Here is an 18,659-nt window from a genome sequence, read left to right as displayed (position 1 = left end):
TTCTTATGGTAATCTCAATAAATTTAATAGCCTAAATATTTGATTTTGCTACATTTTTTTATTTAAATTCAGATGCACATATATAGTTTTAGTAGGTTTTTTTTTAAAATCCAATATACATTTTAATCTTTATAAATCATCCAGCGAACATGCTTTTTTGTTGGATATTTTTGAGGGTATTTAGGTGGTCTTTAAGTGCACTTATTAAGTGGAAAAATGCGCGATTTTGTTGAATTTTGCAATTATAGATTTTATAAGTAACTAATAGACAGATATGCAGTTAAGTAATAGTGTTACTCATAATCAGGTGGTCCCTGGTTCGAGCCCAGGTGGGACCACTACTTTAAGATAAAAAGCCTTTACAGAAATGTAAAGGCTTTTTTTATGCTTGTCAGTCTGAGCGAAGTCGAAGACCGTTTGTTAAATAGTCAGCGGTTGTTTTTTAGGTAATCTTGAAGCAGCGAAAACGGCAACGTATAATAAAAAAAAGATAGGTAAGAAAAAGGAGTTGCGTGTACCGATACTGTCTTCATCCAACATTAATCCTTGTAAGGGAGGAATAAGTACGCCTCCTAATACCATCATTAGAAGCAGTGCTGCGCCTTGTTGCATATGCTTGCCAAGGCCTTTTGTCGATATGATGAAAATGCAGGACCACATCAAACCACTAAAATTTGCTTCGGCGATTATGCAGTACATGCCTATTTTTCCGGTGAAGAAAAAACTGCAGTAAATTAAAGCAATAGAAGAAATTGAGGCATACAGTAACATCTTTTCCGGTGATTTGCCGCTTAGTAGTAAAACGAAAGGCAGGATAAAAATAAAGGGCAAATAATCTATTATCTGTGTTAGATCGGTCCCATTTAATCCGTTTGCCAATAATAGTATGCAAAAAGCTACTACTGGTGATAAAAATAAAAAAAGAGTACTGATATACTTGGTGAAATTAAAATTATATGCCGCAGCAGTCCAACGTCCGATCATCAAGCTTCCTCCAAAAAGACTGAAATAATGCATCGCATCTTTTACCTGAAGGTTCAGAATTTTTGAAGAACCTATCAATGCGGGAAGGTTATTTTGTAAACTTGTTTCGCTGCCTGCGCAACAAAAGACAGCAATCATTCCCATTTGCAATTGAGGATATTGTAAAACACTTCCGGTGCTAATAGTGTTTTTTGTTGTTTTTTCGTTTGGAGGCAATTTCATAATATAAAAACAAACCGCAAAAAACAGATAGAGGCAAGTAATAGTCATGTATATGGGCTGCAAATAGGATAGTGAAATAATCAAATCAGAGCCGGATATTTTGTCAAAAATAAAAGAGTTAACTATTGGAGGTGTAATCGTAATTCCAAATGCATGAAAACCGCTGGCTAACAGGAGTCTGCTTGTGCTGTGTAATTCATCGCCCAATTTTAGTATTAGTGGATGAGCTACGATCTGCTGTGTAGAAAAACCTAGTGCTAGAGTGAAAAAAGAACTTACAAGAAGTAAATAAGAATTTGTATTGGTTGCAATGACTAAACAAAAGGTGCCGATTGCCGATAAAAGTAATCCTGTTATCATTACTTTTCGGGAGCCGAAATTCTCGAGCCAACTGAATCTTTTTATAGCGATAAGTAAATAAAGTAATGATCCGAAAAGATAAGCCACGTAGAAAGAAAAGTCTACTAGATGAGATTGAAAGTTAGTCAAGGAGAATTTAGCTTTTAATAAAGGAATGAATAGTATATTTTCACCTATAGTAAATCCCCATAAGAAAAAGATTAATGTTATTGTAGTAATAACAGAGAAAGGGGATGAGGGGGAGGTCGATTTTGGGGGCATAATTGTTGTTTTAGGGGTTCTTTTTTGATTGGTTGTTTCAGGATTTTTATTTTTAATGTTTAACTGAAACCGTTGAGTAAGGGGTTGTAAATGTTGGGGTTAATTTGGGTTATAAGGTCGAGAATCGAATTCAGTCGTAGTAAGGAGTTCTTGTTTGCCTGTTTGTATAATAATTTAATAGGGCTTTGTCGAAGTCTTACAGAAGGTAATCTTTAGTTCTGTTAAGTTCACTGCCTTATAGATACATTAGTTGTATTTCCTGAGTACGATCTATATGGTCATAAATAGGTTTGACTTGAGCGAGGCTGTTTTTTGTTATTTTTTTTGATTTTCCAGTAGTGTGCTTTTAATGCAAATATGCTAAGGCACGGGTAGGACCATGGTTAGTTGGCTTTTTCTTTTAGATACATATTTGTAATGTGAATAATAAAATTAAATCAGCTTTTATGCGGTTCATGAGAAGTTTACGGAATGTTACTTGAGGTTTTTGGGGCCGTTTTCGGGAAGCTGATATTTTGTTGGTGAAAAGAAGTCTCTGGCAGTATGGGGATTTATAATGTATGGTTTAAAGTTTGCCATACGCTCTGAATTTATTTATGTCTTTTGGTTTGTGCTTGATAGATTAAAATTTGGAGGCTTAAACTGTTTTCGGATGTGTTTTAAATCCTTTACTTTTTGTATAGTTATACATTAAATTCACTTCTTTCAGACTCAGTTATAGTTTTTATTGGAAATTTCTTATTATCAGATAACCATTCTTTTCAAAAGGGCTAATCTGATCTTTCTCTATTAATTTATTTTTTCATTTAGCTAAGTCTTAAAAGTGGCGACTAAAGTATTTGTTAAAAAAATAATGCTTGTTCAAAATAGCATTATAGTGTTTTTTTAAACAAGTAGTGCCATTATAAACTGAGAAATCAATTGGACTTTATTCTGTTTTTTTTGATTTTAGAAGTCCGGGTGAGTTGCCTGTATATTTTTTAAAAACCGTATAGAAATATTGAGGAGATGAGAAGTTTAAATCATAGGCAAGTTTAGTAAGTGACAATTCCGGCTCTGACTTAATTCTTTCTGTGGCAATTTTTACTCTTTCCCTTTGTATGTAATCCATCGGTGTAAAACCGGTTAATTCTTTAAAAAGACTCTTAAATCTTGACTCGGAGAGGTTGACTTCCTTTGCTAGCATTTCGATTGAAATATCGTATGCAAGGTTTTCATTAATATAATGCACTAATTTATCCAGTCTTGCGGTGTCAGGTTCTGTTTTTTCAGGATTAATATGATCCAGTAATTCTAATAGTAAAGACTGAGCTAATAGATGCAGTCGTATTTTTTTTAGAACTTCCGGCTCTTGTTTGTTGTCTGCCAAATATATTTTTTCTAATATTTTTTTTACTTCTTTTCCTGCTCTGAATTTTCTTACGTCTTTCTGAATTAGAAATTCACATAGTTTAATAAGATTGTTAGATGTTGGCTTTTCCATTTTAATAAGGAGCCAGAATAAAACTCCTTTTTCTTCGGGGAAACCTCCTGAACCATGAACTTCTCCGGGGTAATGTATAAAAATGTCACCACCATTTGCTAAGTAGCGTTGGTTATTAACTTCAAAAACCTGTTTGCCTTTATCCAGATAACAAATTTCTATCATGTTTTCATGCACATGATTCAGAAGTTCGTCCTCTGCTTTGTTGTAACTGTACTTTCCTAAAACTTGCAAGTCTGAAAAATTATATTTTTCGAAAAGTATAATTTTTCTATTTTTGATTACTGTTTTATTATGTTTCATAGAAAATTTATTTATTCATTTTAATAGAAATTGACGAATAAAATTTGGATTTATTACATATCTGAACTCAATTGATGTTTACTGTAGGAATATCATAATAAATCACTATGTTTTACGCTTAATTTTCTGATAATTAATATATTGGTGCGGTCTGAAGCTTGTTTTGATAAAGCTGCAGATGTCTTTTTTATGGCAGATGATTTTTGTAAAGATTTTGAGAAAACGATATATTTTTTTGTTGCAAGAATTGTCTTCTGTTTGCTGTTTAAAAAAACGGCTTATAAATATGAAATGATTGAAACTGATTAAGTAATAGTCTTTTATTAATCGAGCTCTGTTGAGATTATAAAAAAGCATCATAAATTTTGTGAAGCTTTTTTTATTTGTAAAACTTGCATTTGACCGAAAAACTTATACATTTGTCGGGAATTTGAGCGTAAGCCCTTGTTTTTGTGAGAATTGTAATAAGAAAAATAATTTAATAATATACTGTGCTGTTTTTCAGCATGTTGAAAATTATGAAGATATCAAAGCCTATTTTTTTTGTGTTTCTTGTGACCTTGATTAGTGTTTCGAGTGTAATGGCTGAGAATGGTCCCCCAGAGCCGCCAAGAACCGGTAAGGCAGCTGCAGGTCCACCAACGCCACCGGATGGCGCCATTGATCAAAATTTGATGATTTTAGTTCTAGGTGCTTTATTTTTGGGAGTGCATACTGTATATAAAAAGAATTTAAAAAGAAAAGCTTCAATGTAAATTGAAGCTTTTTTTGTAAAGAATATTTTAAAAGTTACCCGTTGGAGTGTGATAAAAGAATACACTTAAAAGTACTTAGATATAAGTCTATCTGTATAAAAAATAAGTACACTCAATGTGTTGAAATTATTTGTTTATAGCATAAAGTCTGGAAATGTATTTTCCTACTACATCAAATTCCAGATTAATTTTAGTCCCGATTTTGAAGTTCTTAAAATTGGTGTTTTCGTAAGTGTAAGGAATTATCGATACACTAAATTCATTTGTTTTAGAGTTTACAACGGTAAGACTAACACCGTTTACGGTTATTGAACCCTTTTCGATAGTGATATTGCTTAAATTTTTGTCATATTCAAAAGTATAATTCCAGCTTCCGTTTGCTTCCTGTATGTTGGTGCAACTTCCAATCTGATCTACGTGACCTTGTACAATATGTCCGTCAAGACGATCACCAAGTTTCATTCCTCTTTCCAGATTGACGATGTCGTTTGTTTTCCAGTCGCCTATGTTGGTTTTTAGAATGGTTTCTTCGATTGCGGTTACGGTATAAAAACTGTCTTTTATAGCGACAACGGTTAGGCAAATTCCGTTGTGAGATACGCTTTGATCGATTTTTAATTCATTGGTGATGGAAGACTCAACCGTTACATGAAGGTTGTTTTGGTCTTTCTGTATTTCGTGAATTCTTCCTAGGGTTTCTATGATTCCTGTGAACATTGTTGTTTTATTTTACTAAATTTGCACATCAAAATTAGTAATAAATAAACTGAGCTCATGAATAAAAAAGCAGAAAATATAATTGTTGGAATTTCAATAGGGGATTTAAACGGTATTGGAAGCGAAGTTATATTAAAAACATTCGAAGATTCTCGTATGTTGGAACTCTGTACGCCGGTTATTTTTGCCAATGCCAAAATACTTTCTTTTGTTAAAAAAAGTGTTACTTCTACTATTCAGTTTCATGGGGTAGATAAATTAGATCAGGTTTTGCCCGGAAAAGTGAATGTCTTTAATCTTTGGAGAGAAGGTGTGGATCTTAATTTCGGAACAAATGATGCGAAAATTGGCGAGTATGCTATAAAATCTTTTGTTGCTGCTACAAAAGCGCTAAAGGACGGATTAATTGATGTTTTGGTTACCGCTCCTATAAATAAATACAATATTCAGTCGGAAGAATTTAAATTCCCGGGGCATACAGATTATTTAGATCAGGAATTAGAAGGCAATGCGCTTATGATGATGGTTCAGGATAATCTGAGAGTTGGTTTGCTAACAGATCATGTGCCTCTGAATGAAGTTTCTTCACATTTGACAGAAGAGTTGATCACAAGAAAAATAGAAACTATAAAAAAATCCTTAATTCAGGATTTTAGTATTGTAAAACCAAAAATTGCAGTTTTAGGACTAAATCCGCACTGTGGAGATGGTGGAGTGATTGGAAAAGAAGATGATCAGATTTTAAAGCCGGTTTTGAAAAAAATATTCGATAAAGGAACTATGGTTTTTGGGCCATTTCCTGCCGATGGTTTTTTTGGAAGTAGTCAATATGAAAAATATGATGCGGTTGTAGCGACCTATCATGATCAGGGGCTTATTCCTTTTAAAACGCTTTCATTTGGTAAAGGGGTTAATTATACAGCAGGGTTAAACAGAGTAAGAACCTCGCCGGATCACGGTACGGCTTATGATATTGCCGGGAAAGATAGTGCAGATTACAATTCATTTAAAGAGGCTGTTTATCTTGCTATTGATATTTTTCGCTCGCGTAATCAGCATGAGGAGATTACTCAAAAACCACTTAAAATAAAAGAAAAACAGTTATAAACAAAAAAAGGTGAATAAGATTATTAGTTTTATAATAATTTTATATCTTTGCACCCCAATTCAGGTATCTGAGTTTTAGATACAGAGTGGACAAATTGATGTTGAAATGAGCAAAACAAAAGAATTTTTAATTCCTTTCGTAGGATTAAAACTAGGAAAACACCATTTTGAGTATCAAATAAGTAACGCGTTCTTTGAGAACTTTGATTACGACGAATTTCAAAATTCGGATATCAAAGTGGCTTTAGTTTTAGATAAGAAAGGCAACATGATGGAGTTGGATTTCAAACATAAAGGAACAATAAATGTGCCTTGTGATCTGACAAGCGAAGAATTTGATTTACCTATAAAAGGGAAAATGAAATTAATTGTGCGTTTCGGAGATGAATTCAATAACGACAATGAAGAGTTGCTGATCTTGCCGCATGGAGAGCATGAAATAGATGTTGCACAGTACATTTATGAAATGATTGCGCTTTCGGTACCGCTAAAACGAGTTCATCCAGGAGTAAAAGACGGAAGTTTGCAAACCGAAGCTTTGACAAAACTGAACGAACTAACGGTAAAAGAACAAAAAGAAGAGAGTAAACAAGAAGAAGATATTGACCCGCGTTGGGACAAATTAAAGAAACTATTAACGGATAAATAATATAGTAAAATGGCACATCCTAAGAGAAAAATCTCGAAAACAAGAAGAGATAAGAGAAGAACACATTATAAAGCTACTGTAGCTCAGATCGCTACATGTCCTATTACTGGAGAAGCACATTTATACCACAGAGCTTACTGGCATGAAGGTAAAATGTATTACAGAGGGCAAGTTGTTATCGATAAATCTGTAGCGGTTGCTTAATACGTTTTTGTAAATGATACTGGAACTCTCACATAGTGGGAGTTTTTTTTGTTGGGTATAATTTTCTTTTTTTAAGAAAACAGATACAAATTCGCTTTGTTTTTTTTTGTAATTTTCAAGTCTTTTAAAAATTTTTCAAATAGGAGTATTTGGAAGGAAATAATAGAATATAATGAATACAATCACAGCCGCAATTACCGCTGTTGGAGCTTATGTTCCTGACTTTGTACTTTCGAACAAAGTTCTAGAAACAATGGTTGATACCAATGACGAATGGATTACCACTCGCACCGGAATTAAAGAAAGAAGAATTCTTAAAGATGCTGATAAAGGAACTTCGTTTCTTGCTATAAAAGCAGCACAGGATTTAATAGCGAAAGCTAATATTGATCCTTTAGAGATTGATATGGTTATTATGGCAACAGCTACAGCAGATATGCCAGTGGCTTCTACGGGAGTTTTTGTTGCTTCACAAATTGGAGCTACAAATGCATTTGCATACGATTTGCAAGCGGCATGTTCCAGTTTTTTATACGGAATGTCTACGGCTGCAGCTTATGTTCAGTCAGGACGATATAAAAAAGTACTATTGATTGGTGCCGATAAGATGTCATCAATTGTTGATTATACAGATAGAGCGACTTGTATTATTTTTGGAGACGGTGCAGGTGCTGTTTTATTCGAGCCAAATTACGAAGGTTTGGGTTTACAAGATGAATATTTACGCAGTGATGGCGTAGGGCGTGATTATCTTAAGATCGAAGCCGGTGGTTCTCTACTTCCTACTACACTAGAGACTGTACAAAATAAACTTCACAATGTTTTTCAGGACGGGAAAACCGTTTTTAAATACGCAGTAACTAATATGGCCGATGCCAGCGAATTGATCTTAAAAAGAAACAATTTGTCTAAAGATGATGTGAGCTGGTTAGTAGCACATCAGGCAAACAAACGTATTATTGATGCGACAGCAGGCAGAATGGAACTTGAAGATTCTAAAGTATTAATGAATATCGAAAGATATGGAAATACAACTTCAGCAACCTTGCCATTAGTGCTGAATGACTTTGAACATTTATTAAAAAAAGGAGATAATATTATTTTTGCCGCTTTTGGTGGTGGATTCACTTGGGGATCTATTTACCTAAAATGGGCTTACGATAAGAAATAAATTAAAACTAAAAACAAATCATTATGGATTTAAAAGAAATTCAAAACCTAATCAAATTTGTTGCAAATTCGGGAGTTGCAGAAGTGAAGTTGGAAATGGATGATGTGAAAATCACAATCAGAACAACTTTGGAAACAAATGTAACAGAAGCTACTTATGTGCAACAATTACCTGCTCAACCTGCATTACCACAAGCAGTTGTTCCTCAACAGGCTGCTCCGGTTGTTGTAAATGTTAGCACTGATACACCAGCTGCAACAGAAGATTCTAAGTATATCACTATAAAATCTCCAATTATTGGAACTTTTTATAGAAAACCATCTCCGGATAAAGCAGTTTTCACTGAAGTGGGAAGTACTGTTGCTAAGGGTGATGTTCTTTGTGTAATTGAAGCAATGAAATTATTCAACGAAATCGAATCAGAAGTATCAGGTAAAATTGTGAAAATTCTTGTTGATGATATGTCACCGGTAGAATTTGACCAGCCTTTATTTTTAGTTGATCCATCATAAAAATTTAGATTTTAGATTTTAGATTTTAGATTGATTTGACAGTAAATATAAAGCTGTTTGAACATCTAAAATTATCTAGTTATCAAATTGTCTAATTATCTAATTAAAATTAAGATGTTTAAAAAAATATTAATTGCGAATAGAGGAGAAATTGCTCTTCGTGTAATTCGTACATGTAAAGAGATGGGAATCAAAACTGTAGCGGTTTACTCTACAGCTGATGCAGAAAGTCTACATGTTAAGTTTGCTGACGAAGCGGTTTGTATAGGTCCTCCTCCAAGTAACTTATCGTATTTGAAAATGTCAAATATTATTGCTGCTGCTGAGATTACCAATGCAGATGCAATACACCCAGGATATGGTTTTCTTTCTGAGAACGCTAAATTCTCAAAAATTTGCCAGGAGCACGGAATCAAATTTATTGGTGCAGCTCCTGAAATGATTGACAGAATGGGGGATAAAGCTTCTGCAAAAGCAACAATGAAAGCTGCAGGAGTACCTTGTGTACCAGGTTCAGACGGATTGTTAGAGTCTTATGAACAAACAGAAAAACTGGCTAAAGAATTTGGTTACCCGGTAATGTTGAAAGCTACTGCCGGTGGTGGTGGTAAAGGAATGCGTGCTGTTTGGAAAGAAGAAGATTTGTTGAAAGCCTGGGAAAGCGCACGTCAGGAAGCTGGTGCTGCTTTTGGGAATGACGGAATGTACATGGAGAAACTTATTGAAGAACCACGTCATATCGAAATTCAGGTAGTAGGAGACTCTTATGGAAAAGCATGTCACCTTTCTGAAAGAGATTGCTCGGTACAACGTCGTCACCAAAAACTTACTGAAGAAACACCTTCACCTTTCATGACAGACGAATTGCGTGCTGCAATGGGAGAAGCTGCTGTAAAAGCGGCTGAATTTATTAAATACGAAGGAGCCGGGACAGTAGAATTTTTGGTTGACAAACACAGAAATTTCTATTTCATGGAAATGAATACCCGTATTCAGGTAGAGCACCCGATCACAGAACAAGTTATAGATTATGATTTGATTCGTGAGCAAATTATGGTGGCTGCAGGAATTCCGATTTCCGGAAAAAACTATATGCCACAATTGCATGCTATAGAATGTCGTATTAATGCTGAAGATCCATATAACGATTTTCGTCCTTCACCGGGAAAAATTACTACGCTTCATATGCCGGGAGGTCACGGAGTACGTTTAGATACTCACGTTTACTCAGGTTATAGTATTCCGCCAAATTACGATTCGATGATTGCAAAGTTAATTACAACTGCACAATCTCGTGAAGAAGCGATTAGCAAAATGCGTAGAGCTTTGGATGAATTCGTTATCGAAGGAATTAAAACAACAATACCTTTCCACAGACAATTAATGGATGATCCAAGATATATTGCAGGAGATTATACCACTGCATTTATGGATACTTTCAAAATGAATCCAATCGAATAATTTTAAAGGCTGTCAATTTTGACAGTCTTTTTTTTGCTTATGTATTTAATTTGTTAGGGTAATTTGATAGAAATTATACTTAACGCATAGAAACATAGACATTAATCTATATATGGGTATGAAAAAGAAACACATTTCTATCACATAGTTAGGCTATGAGATTTTAGACAAGTGAAACGCCTTTTTTTGTTGTTGTTTTCAAAACTATGTTCCTGTGTGTTAAAAAATAATTTGCCCAACTGGTAGTTTTAGTAATATACTCTGGTTTATTCGTTTTGTATTTTTATAAGTAAACACTATTTGTGTATACTTTTTATACACTATTTCGTAATAGTATACAGTTTTCTTAATTTTTGACTTTTGTTGTATTTTGTTCTGAGCCCATTAAAAATGGAGGCTTACGGCGTTTGATAGTTGGTTTTTCAGTTGCGGCATAATAATTTCATTATCCTAAAGCGTATAACAACTATTAAATAACTAAATATATACATTATGAAAAATTTATTTTTATCAGCCGCAATCGTTTTGGGAAGTTTAACTTCATTTGCTTCAACTTCTCCAGTTAGTACTACAACAGTAAAAGTAATCTCAGTTCAGGAAGATTATACAGAAATAAAATTAGAAGAAGTACCTACTGCTGTCACAGACGCACTTAAAAAAGCATATCCAACTGCAGTACTTTCAAAAGCATTTAAAAATGCAAATTCAGAATACAAATTAGAAGTAACAGTTGGAGATAAAACCGGAAATCTTTTTGCAAATGCAGATGGGACCTGGATTAAAAAATAAGTATCTTAGTTCCTCTTAAAAATATTCGATAAACACTATTAAATATACGCACTATGAAAAAATTATTTCTATCAGCCACAATCGTTTTGGGAACTTTGACTTCATTTGCTTCAACTTCTCCCCTTACTACTACAATCGTAAAAACAATATTAGTTCAGGACGAATATACTGAAGTGAAACTGGAAGAAGTACCGGTTCCAATTGTAGAGGCTCTTAAAAAAGCCTATCCAACTGCGGTGCTTTCTAAAGCTTATAAAAATGCAGGTTCCCAATATAAATTAGAAGTTACTGTTGGGGACAAAACGGGGAATCTTTTTGCAAATGCAGACGGAACCTGGATAAACAAGTAATCTAAAAAAAAAACTATAAATTATGAAAAAATTAATCTTAACTGCGGCAATCGTTTTTGGAACTTTGTCTGTGCAGGCTGGAACCACTTTTATAAAAACCACAAAAGTCCAGTTAGAAACTACTCAGGATGGGTATAAAGAAGTTGATGCTGTTCCAGCTTTCATTAAAGCCGCTGTAGATAAAGCTTATCCGGGTGTAAAGATTGAGAAAGCATACATTAACGATAAGAAAGAGTATAAACTGGATATTATTGTTAGAGATGTTAAGTCAACTGTGTTTACAGATGAGCAAGGGATTATTATGAAATAACTAATTATTAAATTAACCCAATAAAACCCAACATTATGAAAAAGTTAGTAGTAGCTACAGCAATCGTTTTAGGAAGTTTAACTGTTAACGCAGCAACAATTCCGTCGCAAGAAAATTCAATAAATCAATCAGTACTTATTCAGGATGAGTTTACTGAGGTTAGTGCAGATGCTGTTCCGGCAGCAGTAAAATCAACAGTTGAAAAATCTTTTCCGGGTACAAAGCTTGACAAAGCCTATGTAAACGAAAAGAAAGAGTACAAACTTGAAATCTCTAAAGGAGAAAGAAAGTATACTATATTCTCTGATGCTGCAGGAAATATTATAAAAAAATAAGTCATGAAAAAGATAGTTTTAGCAGCAGCAATCATTTTAGGTAGTTTGTCCATTTATGCTACTACGATTGTACATTCTGAAGAAGTAAAAACGGAATCAGGTTTTCAAACGGAGTATACTGAAGTTGGTACAGATGCTGTTCCGGCAGCAGTAAAAACAGCATTGGTAACTGCTTATCCCGGTGCAAAATTGGTTAAAGCTTATGTAAATGAAAAAAAAGAGTACAAATTAGATATATCAGTTGGTGACCAAAAGGCTACTGTTTATTCAGATGTCAATGGCAACTGGTTGAAGATATAATTAGGTGAATTAGATTTATGTTTTTGGTAAAAAAGAGATTGTTGGATAACAATCTCTTTTTTTTTGCAAAATTTTATGAAAAGACAAGTTTAATAGTATTATTTTAGCAAAAAAGTCACTAAAAGCAAATGCCAAAGATATTACTAATAGAAGATGATATTTCGTTCTGCAAACTATTGGAGAAGTTCCTGATAAAGAAAGAATATGAAGTAATCATTGCCTTTTCAGCTGCCGAAGCCCGATTAGCGGTTAAAAATCAATTATTTGATTTGATTTTAACCGATCTTCGATTACCGGATTCTGATGGTATAGTGCTTATGACTGAATTTAAGGCCACAAACCCTGAAATACCTGTGATTCTGATGACAGGATACTCAGATGTGAATACGGCTGTAAAAGCGATCAAAAATGGCGCTGCAGACTATATTTCGAAACCGTTTAATCCCGATGAGGTTTTGTTGGTTATTACAAACGCTTTGCAGACTCCTCAAACGGAAGTTCCGACAAAAGAAAAGAAAGCGGTCAAAAAACAAACTGCCGTTACAGAAAGCGAATTTGTAAAAGGAATTTCTGTTGCTTCAAAAAAATTACTGGATCATATTCAATTGGTAAGTCCAACAGATATGTCGGTTTTGATTATTGGAGAAAGTGGTACAGGGAAAGAAATTATAGCTAAAAGTATTCATCAACAAAGTACTCGAAAAAGCAATAATTTTATTGCTGTCGATTGTGGTGCAATCCCAAAAGAATTGGCTGCAAGTGAATTTTTCGGACATTTAAAAGGATCTTTTACCGGAGCAATCAGCGACAAAATGGGCTATTTTGAAGCGGCTAACGGGGGGACTCTTTTTTTAGATGAAATAGGAAATCTCTCGTATGAAAATCAGATACAATTGCTGAGAGCACTTCAGGAGCGAAAAATCAAACCCGTAGGAAGCAACAAAGAAATTAACGTTGATATCAGGATTATTACCGCTACTAATGAAGATTTACGTGAAGCCGTTAAAAATGGTGATTTTCGCGAAGATTTATACCATAGAATTAATGAATTCTCTATTCAGTCGCCTTCCTTAACAGACAGAGAAGAAGATTTAATGGTTTTTGCCGATTATTTTCTGGAGAAAGCCAATCAGCAATTGAATAAAGAAATCATAGGTTTTTCACCCGATGTAATCAGGATTTTTCAAAACTACAGCTGGCCCGGAAACTTACGCGAACTTCAGAATTGCGTAAAACGTGCCACCTTATTGTCACGTGGTATGTATATTGAAAGTGATGTGCTGCCAACAGAGTTTTTTCAGATAGAAAAGCAACAGAATTCCAAAGGAAATTTCTCGCTGTCAGAAAATGAAAAAGAGGCTATCATTCATGCTTTATCTAAAGCGCAGAATAACAAATCAGAAGCAGCTAAACTGCTTAAAATTACCAGAAAAACACTTTACAATAAATTAAAGCAGTACAATATAGATTAAGCTATTTCTTGTCTTAAGGAGGTAAAAAGGGTTTCGATCTGGGTTTTTAAACTGTCAAAGATACTTTCTAAATCAGAATTTTTAAATTCGTTTTTTTCTAAAGCTTTTAGAATAGTGGCGATTTCATTTGCCTGAATTTGCTTAAACATGGGGGCAATTCGGTGTGCAATAACGGTAATTTCGGCTGTATCTTGAGCTTTTATGGCTTCGTTTAAATAGGTAAGATTTTCTTTAGTACTGTCAAAAAACGAATTTATAACGTCTCTCAAGGCCTCAGTATCGTTGCCTAAAAAATCTTTTAGGGTTTCTAAAGAGTATAGGGACTCGTTTGAAGACAAACCGTCAGTAGCTGTCATCTCATTATTTGACAAAGGAGTCTTCTCCATAACATGATGTATCGTTTCTAGTAACATTTTGGGAGAATACGGTTTTTTGATAACTGTGGTGAATCCGGCTTCTGTATAAACTGAAAAATCTAAATCTGTTCTCCCTGTCAATGCAATTACGGGCTGATTCTTGAATGTTGAAATAGTAGTGTTTTTTAATTTCTCTATAAACATAAAACCATCCATTTCGGGCATTTGAATGTCTGTGATGATAAAGTCAAAATCGGTAGTAGCAATGACTTCTAAAGCTTTCGCAGCTTCGTTAAAAGATAAAACATGATGGTTTTCGAGTTTTAAAACGCCGCTTGTTAGATTCAATAAATTGCTGTCATCATCAATAACAATGAAAGTCAGTTTTTTTGTATTGATGTTAAAAGGCTGTGTTTTGGTGGTAGCGGTTGTATTTTTGCTGTTGTCAAATACTAAAGGGAGTTTGATTTCAAAAGTGCTTCCTTCTCCAAAAGTACTTCTAAGGGTTAGGCTTCCTTCCAGAATGGCGATTATTTTTTGGCAAATAGACAGACCTAAGCCGGTTCCGCCGTATTTTTTTTCAATATTCTCATTAGCTTGTGCAAATTCTTCAAAAACCAATTGCTGATTTCCTTTCTCAATTCCAATTCCGGTATCTTCAATTGTTATGGTAAAAAAGGCAGTGTTCTCCGGCACATAAGCGCTTATCTTGATATAGCCTTCTTCTGTGAATTTATAAGCATTTCCAATTATATTGGTCAGGATTTGCTTTAAGCGAAAAGGATCACCTATTATTTTGTTGTTTAGCTGTCCGTCAACATTGATAATAAGATCAATATTTTTGTTTTTATAAACCGTCTGAATATTTTTGGCAGCGTCCTCAATAATCTCAGGTAAAAGGAAAGGTACTTTTTCGATGCTGATTTTCCCGGCCTCGATTTGAGAAAAATCCAATAAATCCTGTACCAACTGCGAAATATAGTCGGAGGAGTTTTTAATGTTTTTTACGAAATAGGATTGTTTGGTAGTAACATCAGAATTGCCCAAAAGTTCGGTGTAGCCTACTATAGTACTCAAAGGTGTTTTCAGATCATGACTTACCGTTGAAATTAATTGCTCACGGCTTTTTAGCAGGTTTTTGGTTTTGAAATTGGCAATCTCCAACTGTTTTTTATACAATTGTGATTTGGAATAATCGCTTACAATCAAAACAGAGAAGAATACCGTCAATAACAAGCCGATAATAGCTGATGCCGTTACAATATCATTGACTTTTTTAAGCGATTTTTCTTTTAATGAATTGTTCTTTATAGAGTTAATAATGATCTCGCGCTCTATAACACGAAGTACTTTTCTAAGTTGTTCCGAGATCGCAATTTCATTCTTAAGCAATTTGTTCTCCTCAAAATTCAGCGACTCCTTCTTTTTCTCGGCTTTTATTTTGACATTGCTCAAGAGCTTTTTTGAATTGGCTAAAATAGAATCAGAGGCTTGTTTGCTCAACGTATTGGTGCTGTCGTCGGGAATATTCTGATTGAGATAATCAACATATTTCTGAAGGACATTGCGTTGGTAGTTTCCCAATTGATTAGGATTTTTAGTAAAATCCTGAAGTTCCAGTTTACGGAGCTTAAACTCCATTTTGGTAATTTCATTAATAGCGGTATTGACCGAGACTTCATCGTCGGCTTTGTTTTTTATGGTTTTTAGTTGTCGGATATTGTCTGTTTTTTCAGATAAAAAATACGTAACACTGTCTAATAAAGCTTTTTGATATTCTGTAGTGACGATTTGTTTTAACGTATCGATTCTTGCGCGTAAGGAATCTGTTTCAATAAGGTAATTTTTGAAGTCGTTTTCAGAATTTGTCTGAATCGTTTTTCGGGCTAAACTCTCTGTTTTGTATACATTGGAGAAGAGTTTACTGACTCTTAGAATTTTCGTTTTCTCATAACCTATTTTTTCTTCGAGTTTGTTGTAAACGATATTTTCAGAATAGAGAAACCAACCAACCGTAACAACTAATCCCAGTAATACAATATAACTGAAGAGTACTTTAAGCGGCATGTAGTTTTTTTTACTCTCCATAAACTAGGGTAACAGGGATTGCAAGGTTTTTTGAAATTGAAACAACCGCAATTTATTTAAATTTTTCTGATTAAGGTTTATAAACCGCTCCTAAAATCTTATATAATTTTAATTCGAAGCTAAAAAAAACCGCAGATTTTAAAGACGAAACAAGTTCAATCTAAAAAATCTGCGGTTGTATTTTAATTTTTACGAGTAATTTTTAAACTTTAGAAATAATCATTTTAATCCTTTTAATCTGCGGCAAAAAGAAACTGCCACAGATTTCACAGATTTAAAGGATTTTTTTCTGATTCAATCGAGTTCAGATTATTAATCTTTTTAACCAATGACTATATTTTAAGTTTTTTTTTCGTGAAAATTAGTGCAATTAGCGGCTATTTTTTTTGATAGATGGTTATAGCGTTTCGTTTAACCATTTAAAAAATTCACCTTGCCAAACCTGAGCATTTTGTGGTTTTAGAACCCAGTGATTTTCTTCCGGGAAATAGACTAAACGACTTTTAATGCCTCTTAACTGTGCAGCCTGAAAAGCTTCTTGTGATTGTCCGATTGGCACACGGAAATCTTTTCCTCCCTGTACAATCAAAATAGGTTTGTTCCAGTTTTGAACGAAGTTTGCAGGATTAAAAGTAGTATAGGTTTTTTGTGCTATTGCATTGTCTTTTTCCCAGTAAGCGCCACCAAAATCCCAGTTGTTAAAGAAAACTTCTTCTGTTGTTCCAAACATACTTTGTGTATTGAAAACACCATCATGCGCAATAAATGTTTTGAAACGGTTTTTATGAATTCCGGCTAAGTAAAATACAGAATAACCTCCGTAACTAGCACCAACACAGCCTAAACGAGACTTATCAACATAGCTTTCTTTCGCGACATCATCTATTGCAGACAAATAATCATCCATAACCTGTCCGCCCCAGTCTTTACTGATTTGTTCATTCCATTCTACTCCGTGTCCTGGCATTCCGCGTCGGTTTGGAGCTACTACTACATAACCTTTAGCAGCCATTAAAGAGAAATTCCAACGGAATGAGTACGATTGTGTCAAGGCAGATTGTGGTCCTCCCTGGCAGAATAGAAGAGTTGGGTATTTTTTTGTAGCGTCAAAATTTGGAGGAAGAATTACCCATACCAACATCTTTTTGCCATCGGTTGTTGTCACGTAACGTTTCTCTGTTTTACTTAACGTTAGTGTTTTGTAAGTTTCTGTATTGACATTAGATAATTGTTTCCAGGTCTTTTTCTTCAGATTGTAAGAAAAGATTTCAGCAGCATGATTCATGTCTGTTCGCGTTACGATGATATCGTCACCTGAGAAACCAACTAAATCACTTACATCAAAATCGCCACTTGTTAATTGACGAACCTGAATGGCTATTTTTGTTAAGCCTGGGAAATTTACTTCAAAAAGTTGTTTTGTTCCATCTACCGGTGCTACAAAAAATACTTTTTTCCCGTCTTTGCTCCAGATAAAATTATCAACAGTTCCGTCCCAATTAGCAGTTAAGTTAGTTTTGATTCCTTTAAATTCAACAATAATGTCATTTTTGTCTGCTTCATAACCATCACGTTTCATTTGCAACCAGCTAAGATTTCCGGTTGGAGAAAATTGTGGTGCGGTATCATAACCTAAGTTGCCTTCTGTTCTGTTTACCGTTTTTTGAGTTTCTAAATTGTACTCATAAATATCAGTGTTTGTTGATATAGCGTAAGCAGTTCCGGCTTTTTTCTTGCACACATACAAAATGCTTTTTCCGTCAGGAGACCAGATATAATCTTCGTCACCACCAAATGGTTTTTGTGGACTGTCAAAAGTTTCACCTTTAAGGATATCAATTCCTGCAGCTTCTTTGTTGATGCTTTTGTAAAAAACGTGATTAAATTTTCCTTCGTTCCAGGTATCCCAATGACGATAGTCTAAACCGTCGTAAATCTGAACATCAGATTTATCTAAATTCGGATAGAAATCTTTTCCTAAAACTTTATCGATTTTTACTTCTTCGTTGTAGACTAATAAAGTTCCGTCCGGCGAAATGTTTTTGTCTCGCAACACGTCTTTTGTATCTTTAATTTCTGTTGCATTTCCACCAATTACAGGCAAAATGTAAAACTTAGAATGCGATTTGTTTTCCTCCACGGAAGGAGTCGTAACTTTAAAAACAACATTTTTTTCATCTTTTGAAAGTCCAAGTGGTGTAACTCGGCCTAATTTCCATAACAATTCAGGTGACATTACACTCTGTCCGATAGCGTTTAAACTCATCATTATTAAGGTTGTGAATACTACTTTTTTCATAATTGATAATCTGATTTTTGTGGTGCCTAAAGTACGAAAATTAAATTCCAATTTATCAAATCCCAAATTCCAATCTTTTAAAATATAAATCAAAGCCTAATTGTCACCCTGAGCGAAGCCGAAAGGCAAATTCCAAATTTTGTTAATGTTTCTGGCAATAAAGTTAAATCA

At 34.2% G+C, this 18,659-nt stretch carries 18 protein-coding genes; 13 read left to right on the top strand and 5 right to left on the bottom strand.

What is annotated here, in order from left to right; genetic code table 11:
• Positions 1-420: 420 nt before the first annotated feature.
• Both G3A47_RS05155 and G3A47_RS05150 read right to left on the bottom strand, forming a co-directional pair.
• On the bottom strand, positions 421-1,827 hold the full coding sequence (locus tag G3A47_RS05155; RefSeq protein WP_166921100.1) for an MFS transporter: 1,407 nt from the start codon (positions 1,825-1,827) through the stop codon (positions 421-423).
• Positions 1,828-2,755: 928 nt separating this feature from the next.
• Positions 2,756-3,613 (bottom strand): AraC family transcriptional regulator, encoded by an 858-nt coding sequence (locus G3A47_RS05150; RefSeq protein ID WP_166921099.1) that lies wholly within the window; start codon positions 3,611-3,613, stop codon positions 2,756-2,758.
• 518 nt (positions 3,614-4,131) lie between these two features.
• Here G3A47_RS05150 and G3A47_RS05145 point away from each other — a divergent pair.
• Complete coding sequence (locus G3A47_RS05145; RefSeq protein WP_166921097.1) at positions 4,132-4,368, top strand: hypothetical protein; 237 nt, start codon at positions 4,132-4,134, stop codon at positions 4,366-4,368.
• Between the two features lie 126 nt (positions 4,369-4,494).
• Here the strand turns inward: G3A47_RS05145 and G3A47_RS05140 are convergent, their stop codons facing one another.
• Complete coding sequence (locus tag G3A47_RS05140; protein ID WP_166921095.1) at positions 4,495-5,085, bottom strand: riboflavin synthase; 591 nt, start codon at positions 5,083-5,085, stop codon at positions 4,495-4,497.
• A 57-nt stretch (positions 5,086-5,142) separates the two neighbouring features.
• On the opposite strand from G3A47_RS05140, the gene pdxA reads away from it, so the two are divergent.
• The 12 genes from pdxA to G3A47_RS05080 all read left to right on the top strand — a co-directional run bounded on the left by pdxA (position 5,143) and on the right by G3A47_RS05080 (position 13,745).
• Positions 5,143-6,192: a 4-hydroxythreonine-4-phosphate dehydrogenase PdxA gene (pdxA, locus tag G3A47_RS05135; RefSeq protein WP_166921093.1), complete on the top strand. Its 1,050-nt coding sequence runs from the start codon at positions 5,143-5,145 to the stop codon at positions 6,190-6,192.
• Positions 6,193-6,298: 106 nt separating this feature from the next.
• The gene (locus G3A47_RS05130; protein WP_166921091.1) at positions 6,299-6,841 is read left to right on the top strand and encodes a YceD family protein; all 543 of its coding nucleotides are present in this window, start codon (positions 6,299-6,301) and stop codon (positions 6,839-6,841) included.
• A gap of 9 nt (positions 6,842-6,850) precedes the next feature.
• The gene (rpmF, locus tag G3A47_RS05125) at positions 6,851-7,045 is read left to right on the top strand and encodes a 50S ribosomal protein L32 (protein WP_007137315.1); all 195 of its coding nucleotides are present in this window, start codon (positions 6,851-6,853) and stop codon (positions 7,043-7,045) included.
• Between the two features lie 172 nt (positions 7,046-7,217).
• Entirely contained in the window at positions 7,218-8,216 is a 999-nt protein-coding gene (locus G3A47_RS05120; RefSeq protein WP_166921089.1) for a beta-ketoacyl-ACP synthase III, read from the top strand.
• Positions 8,217-8,239: 23 nt separating this feature from the next.
• Positions 8,240-8,728, top strand: coding sequence for an acetyl-CoA carboxylase biotin carboxyl carrier protein (accB, locus tag G3A47_RS05115; RefSeq protein ID WP_166921087.1), 489 nt, complete (start codon positions 8,240-8,242; stop codon positions 8,726-8,728).
• A 114-nt stretch (positions 8,729-8,842) separates the two neighbouring features.
• Complete coding sequence (accC, locus tag G3A47_RS05110) at positions 8,843-10,189, top strand: acetyl-CoA carboxylase biotin carboxylase subunit (protein WP_166921085.1); 1,347 nt, start codon at positions 8,843-8,845, stop codon at positions 10,187-10,189.
• A 492-nt stretch (positions 10,190-10,681) separates the two neighbouring features.
• Positions 10,682-10,978, top strand: coding sequence for a hypothetical protein (locus tag G3A47_RS05105; protein WP_166921083.1), 297 nt, complete (start codon positions 10,682-10,684; stop codon positions 10,976-10,978).
• 53 nt (positions 10,979-11,031) lie between these two features.
• Positions 11,032-11,328: a hypothetical protein gene (locus G3A47_RS05100; RefSeq protein ID WP_166921081.1), complete on the top strand. Its 297-nt coding sequence runs from the start codon at positions 11,032-11,034 to the stop codon at positions 11,326-11,328.
• Positions 11,329-11,350: 22 nt separating this feature from the next.
• Positions 11,351-11,638, top strand: a complete 288-nt coding sequence (locus tag G3A47_RS05095) for a hypothetical protein (RefSeq protein ID WP_166921079.1) — start codon at positions 11,351-11,353, stop codon at positions 11,636-11,638.
• Positions 11,639-11,673: 35 nt separating this feature from the next.
• Entirely contained in the window at positions 11,674-11,973 is a 300-nt protein-coding gene (locus G3A47_RS05090; protein ID WP_166921077.1) for a PepSY-like domain-containing protein, read from the top strand.
• Positions 11,974-11,976: 3 nt separating this feature from the next.
• On the top strand, positions 11,977-12,273 hold the full coding sequence (locus G3A47_RS05085) for a hypothetical protein (protein ID WP_166921075.1): 297 nt from the start codon (positions 11,977-11,979) through the stop codon (positions 12,271-12,273).
• 128 nt (positions 12,274-12,401) lie between these two features.
• A complete protein-coding gene (locus G3A47_RS05080; RefSeq protein ID WP_166921073.1) occupies positions 12,402-13,745 on the top strand; it encodes a sigma-54-dependent transcriptional regulator in 1,344 nt (447 codons plus the stop codon).
• Here G3A47_RS05080 and G3A47_RS05075 read toward each other — a convergent pair.
• Together G3A47_RS05075 and G3A47_RS05070 are read right to left on the bottom strand one after the other, a co-directional pair.
• Positions 13,742-16,168, bottom strand: a complete 2,427-nt coding sequence (locus tag G3A47_RS05075; protein ID WP_243860385.1) for a hybrid sensor histidine kinase/response regulator — start codon at positions 16,166-16,168, stop codon at positions 13,742-13,744. The genes G3A47_RS05080 and G3A47_RS05075 overlap by 4 nt on opposite strands.
• 418 nt (positions 16,169-16,586) lie before the next feature.
• Complete coding sequence (locus G3A47_RS05070) at positions 16,587-18,488, bottom strand: S9 family peptidase (protein ID WP_166921069.1); 1,902 nt, start codon at positions 18,486-18,488, stop codon at positions 16,587-16,589.
• Positions 18,489-18,659 lie beyond the last annotated feature (171 nt).

It is taken from the genome of Flavobacterium poyangense (genome assembly GCF_011751075.1).
In the GTDB taxonomy this organism is placed as follows: domain Bacteria; phylum Bacteroidota; class Bacteroidia; order Flavobacteriales; family Flavobacteriaceae; genus Flavobacterium; species Flavobacterium poyangense.
This window is presented reverse-complemented; position numbering and strand designations above follow the sequence as displayed.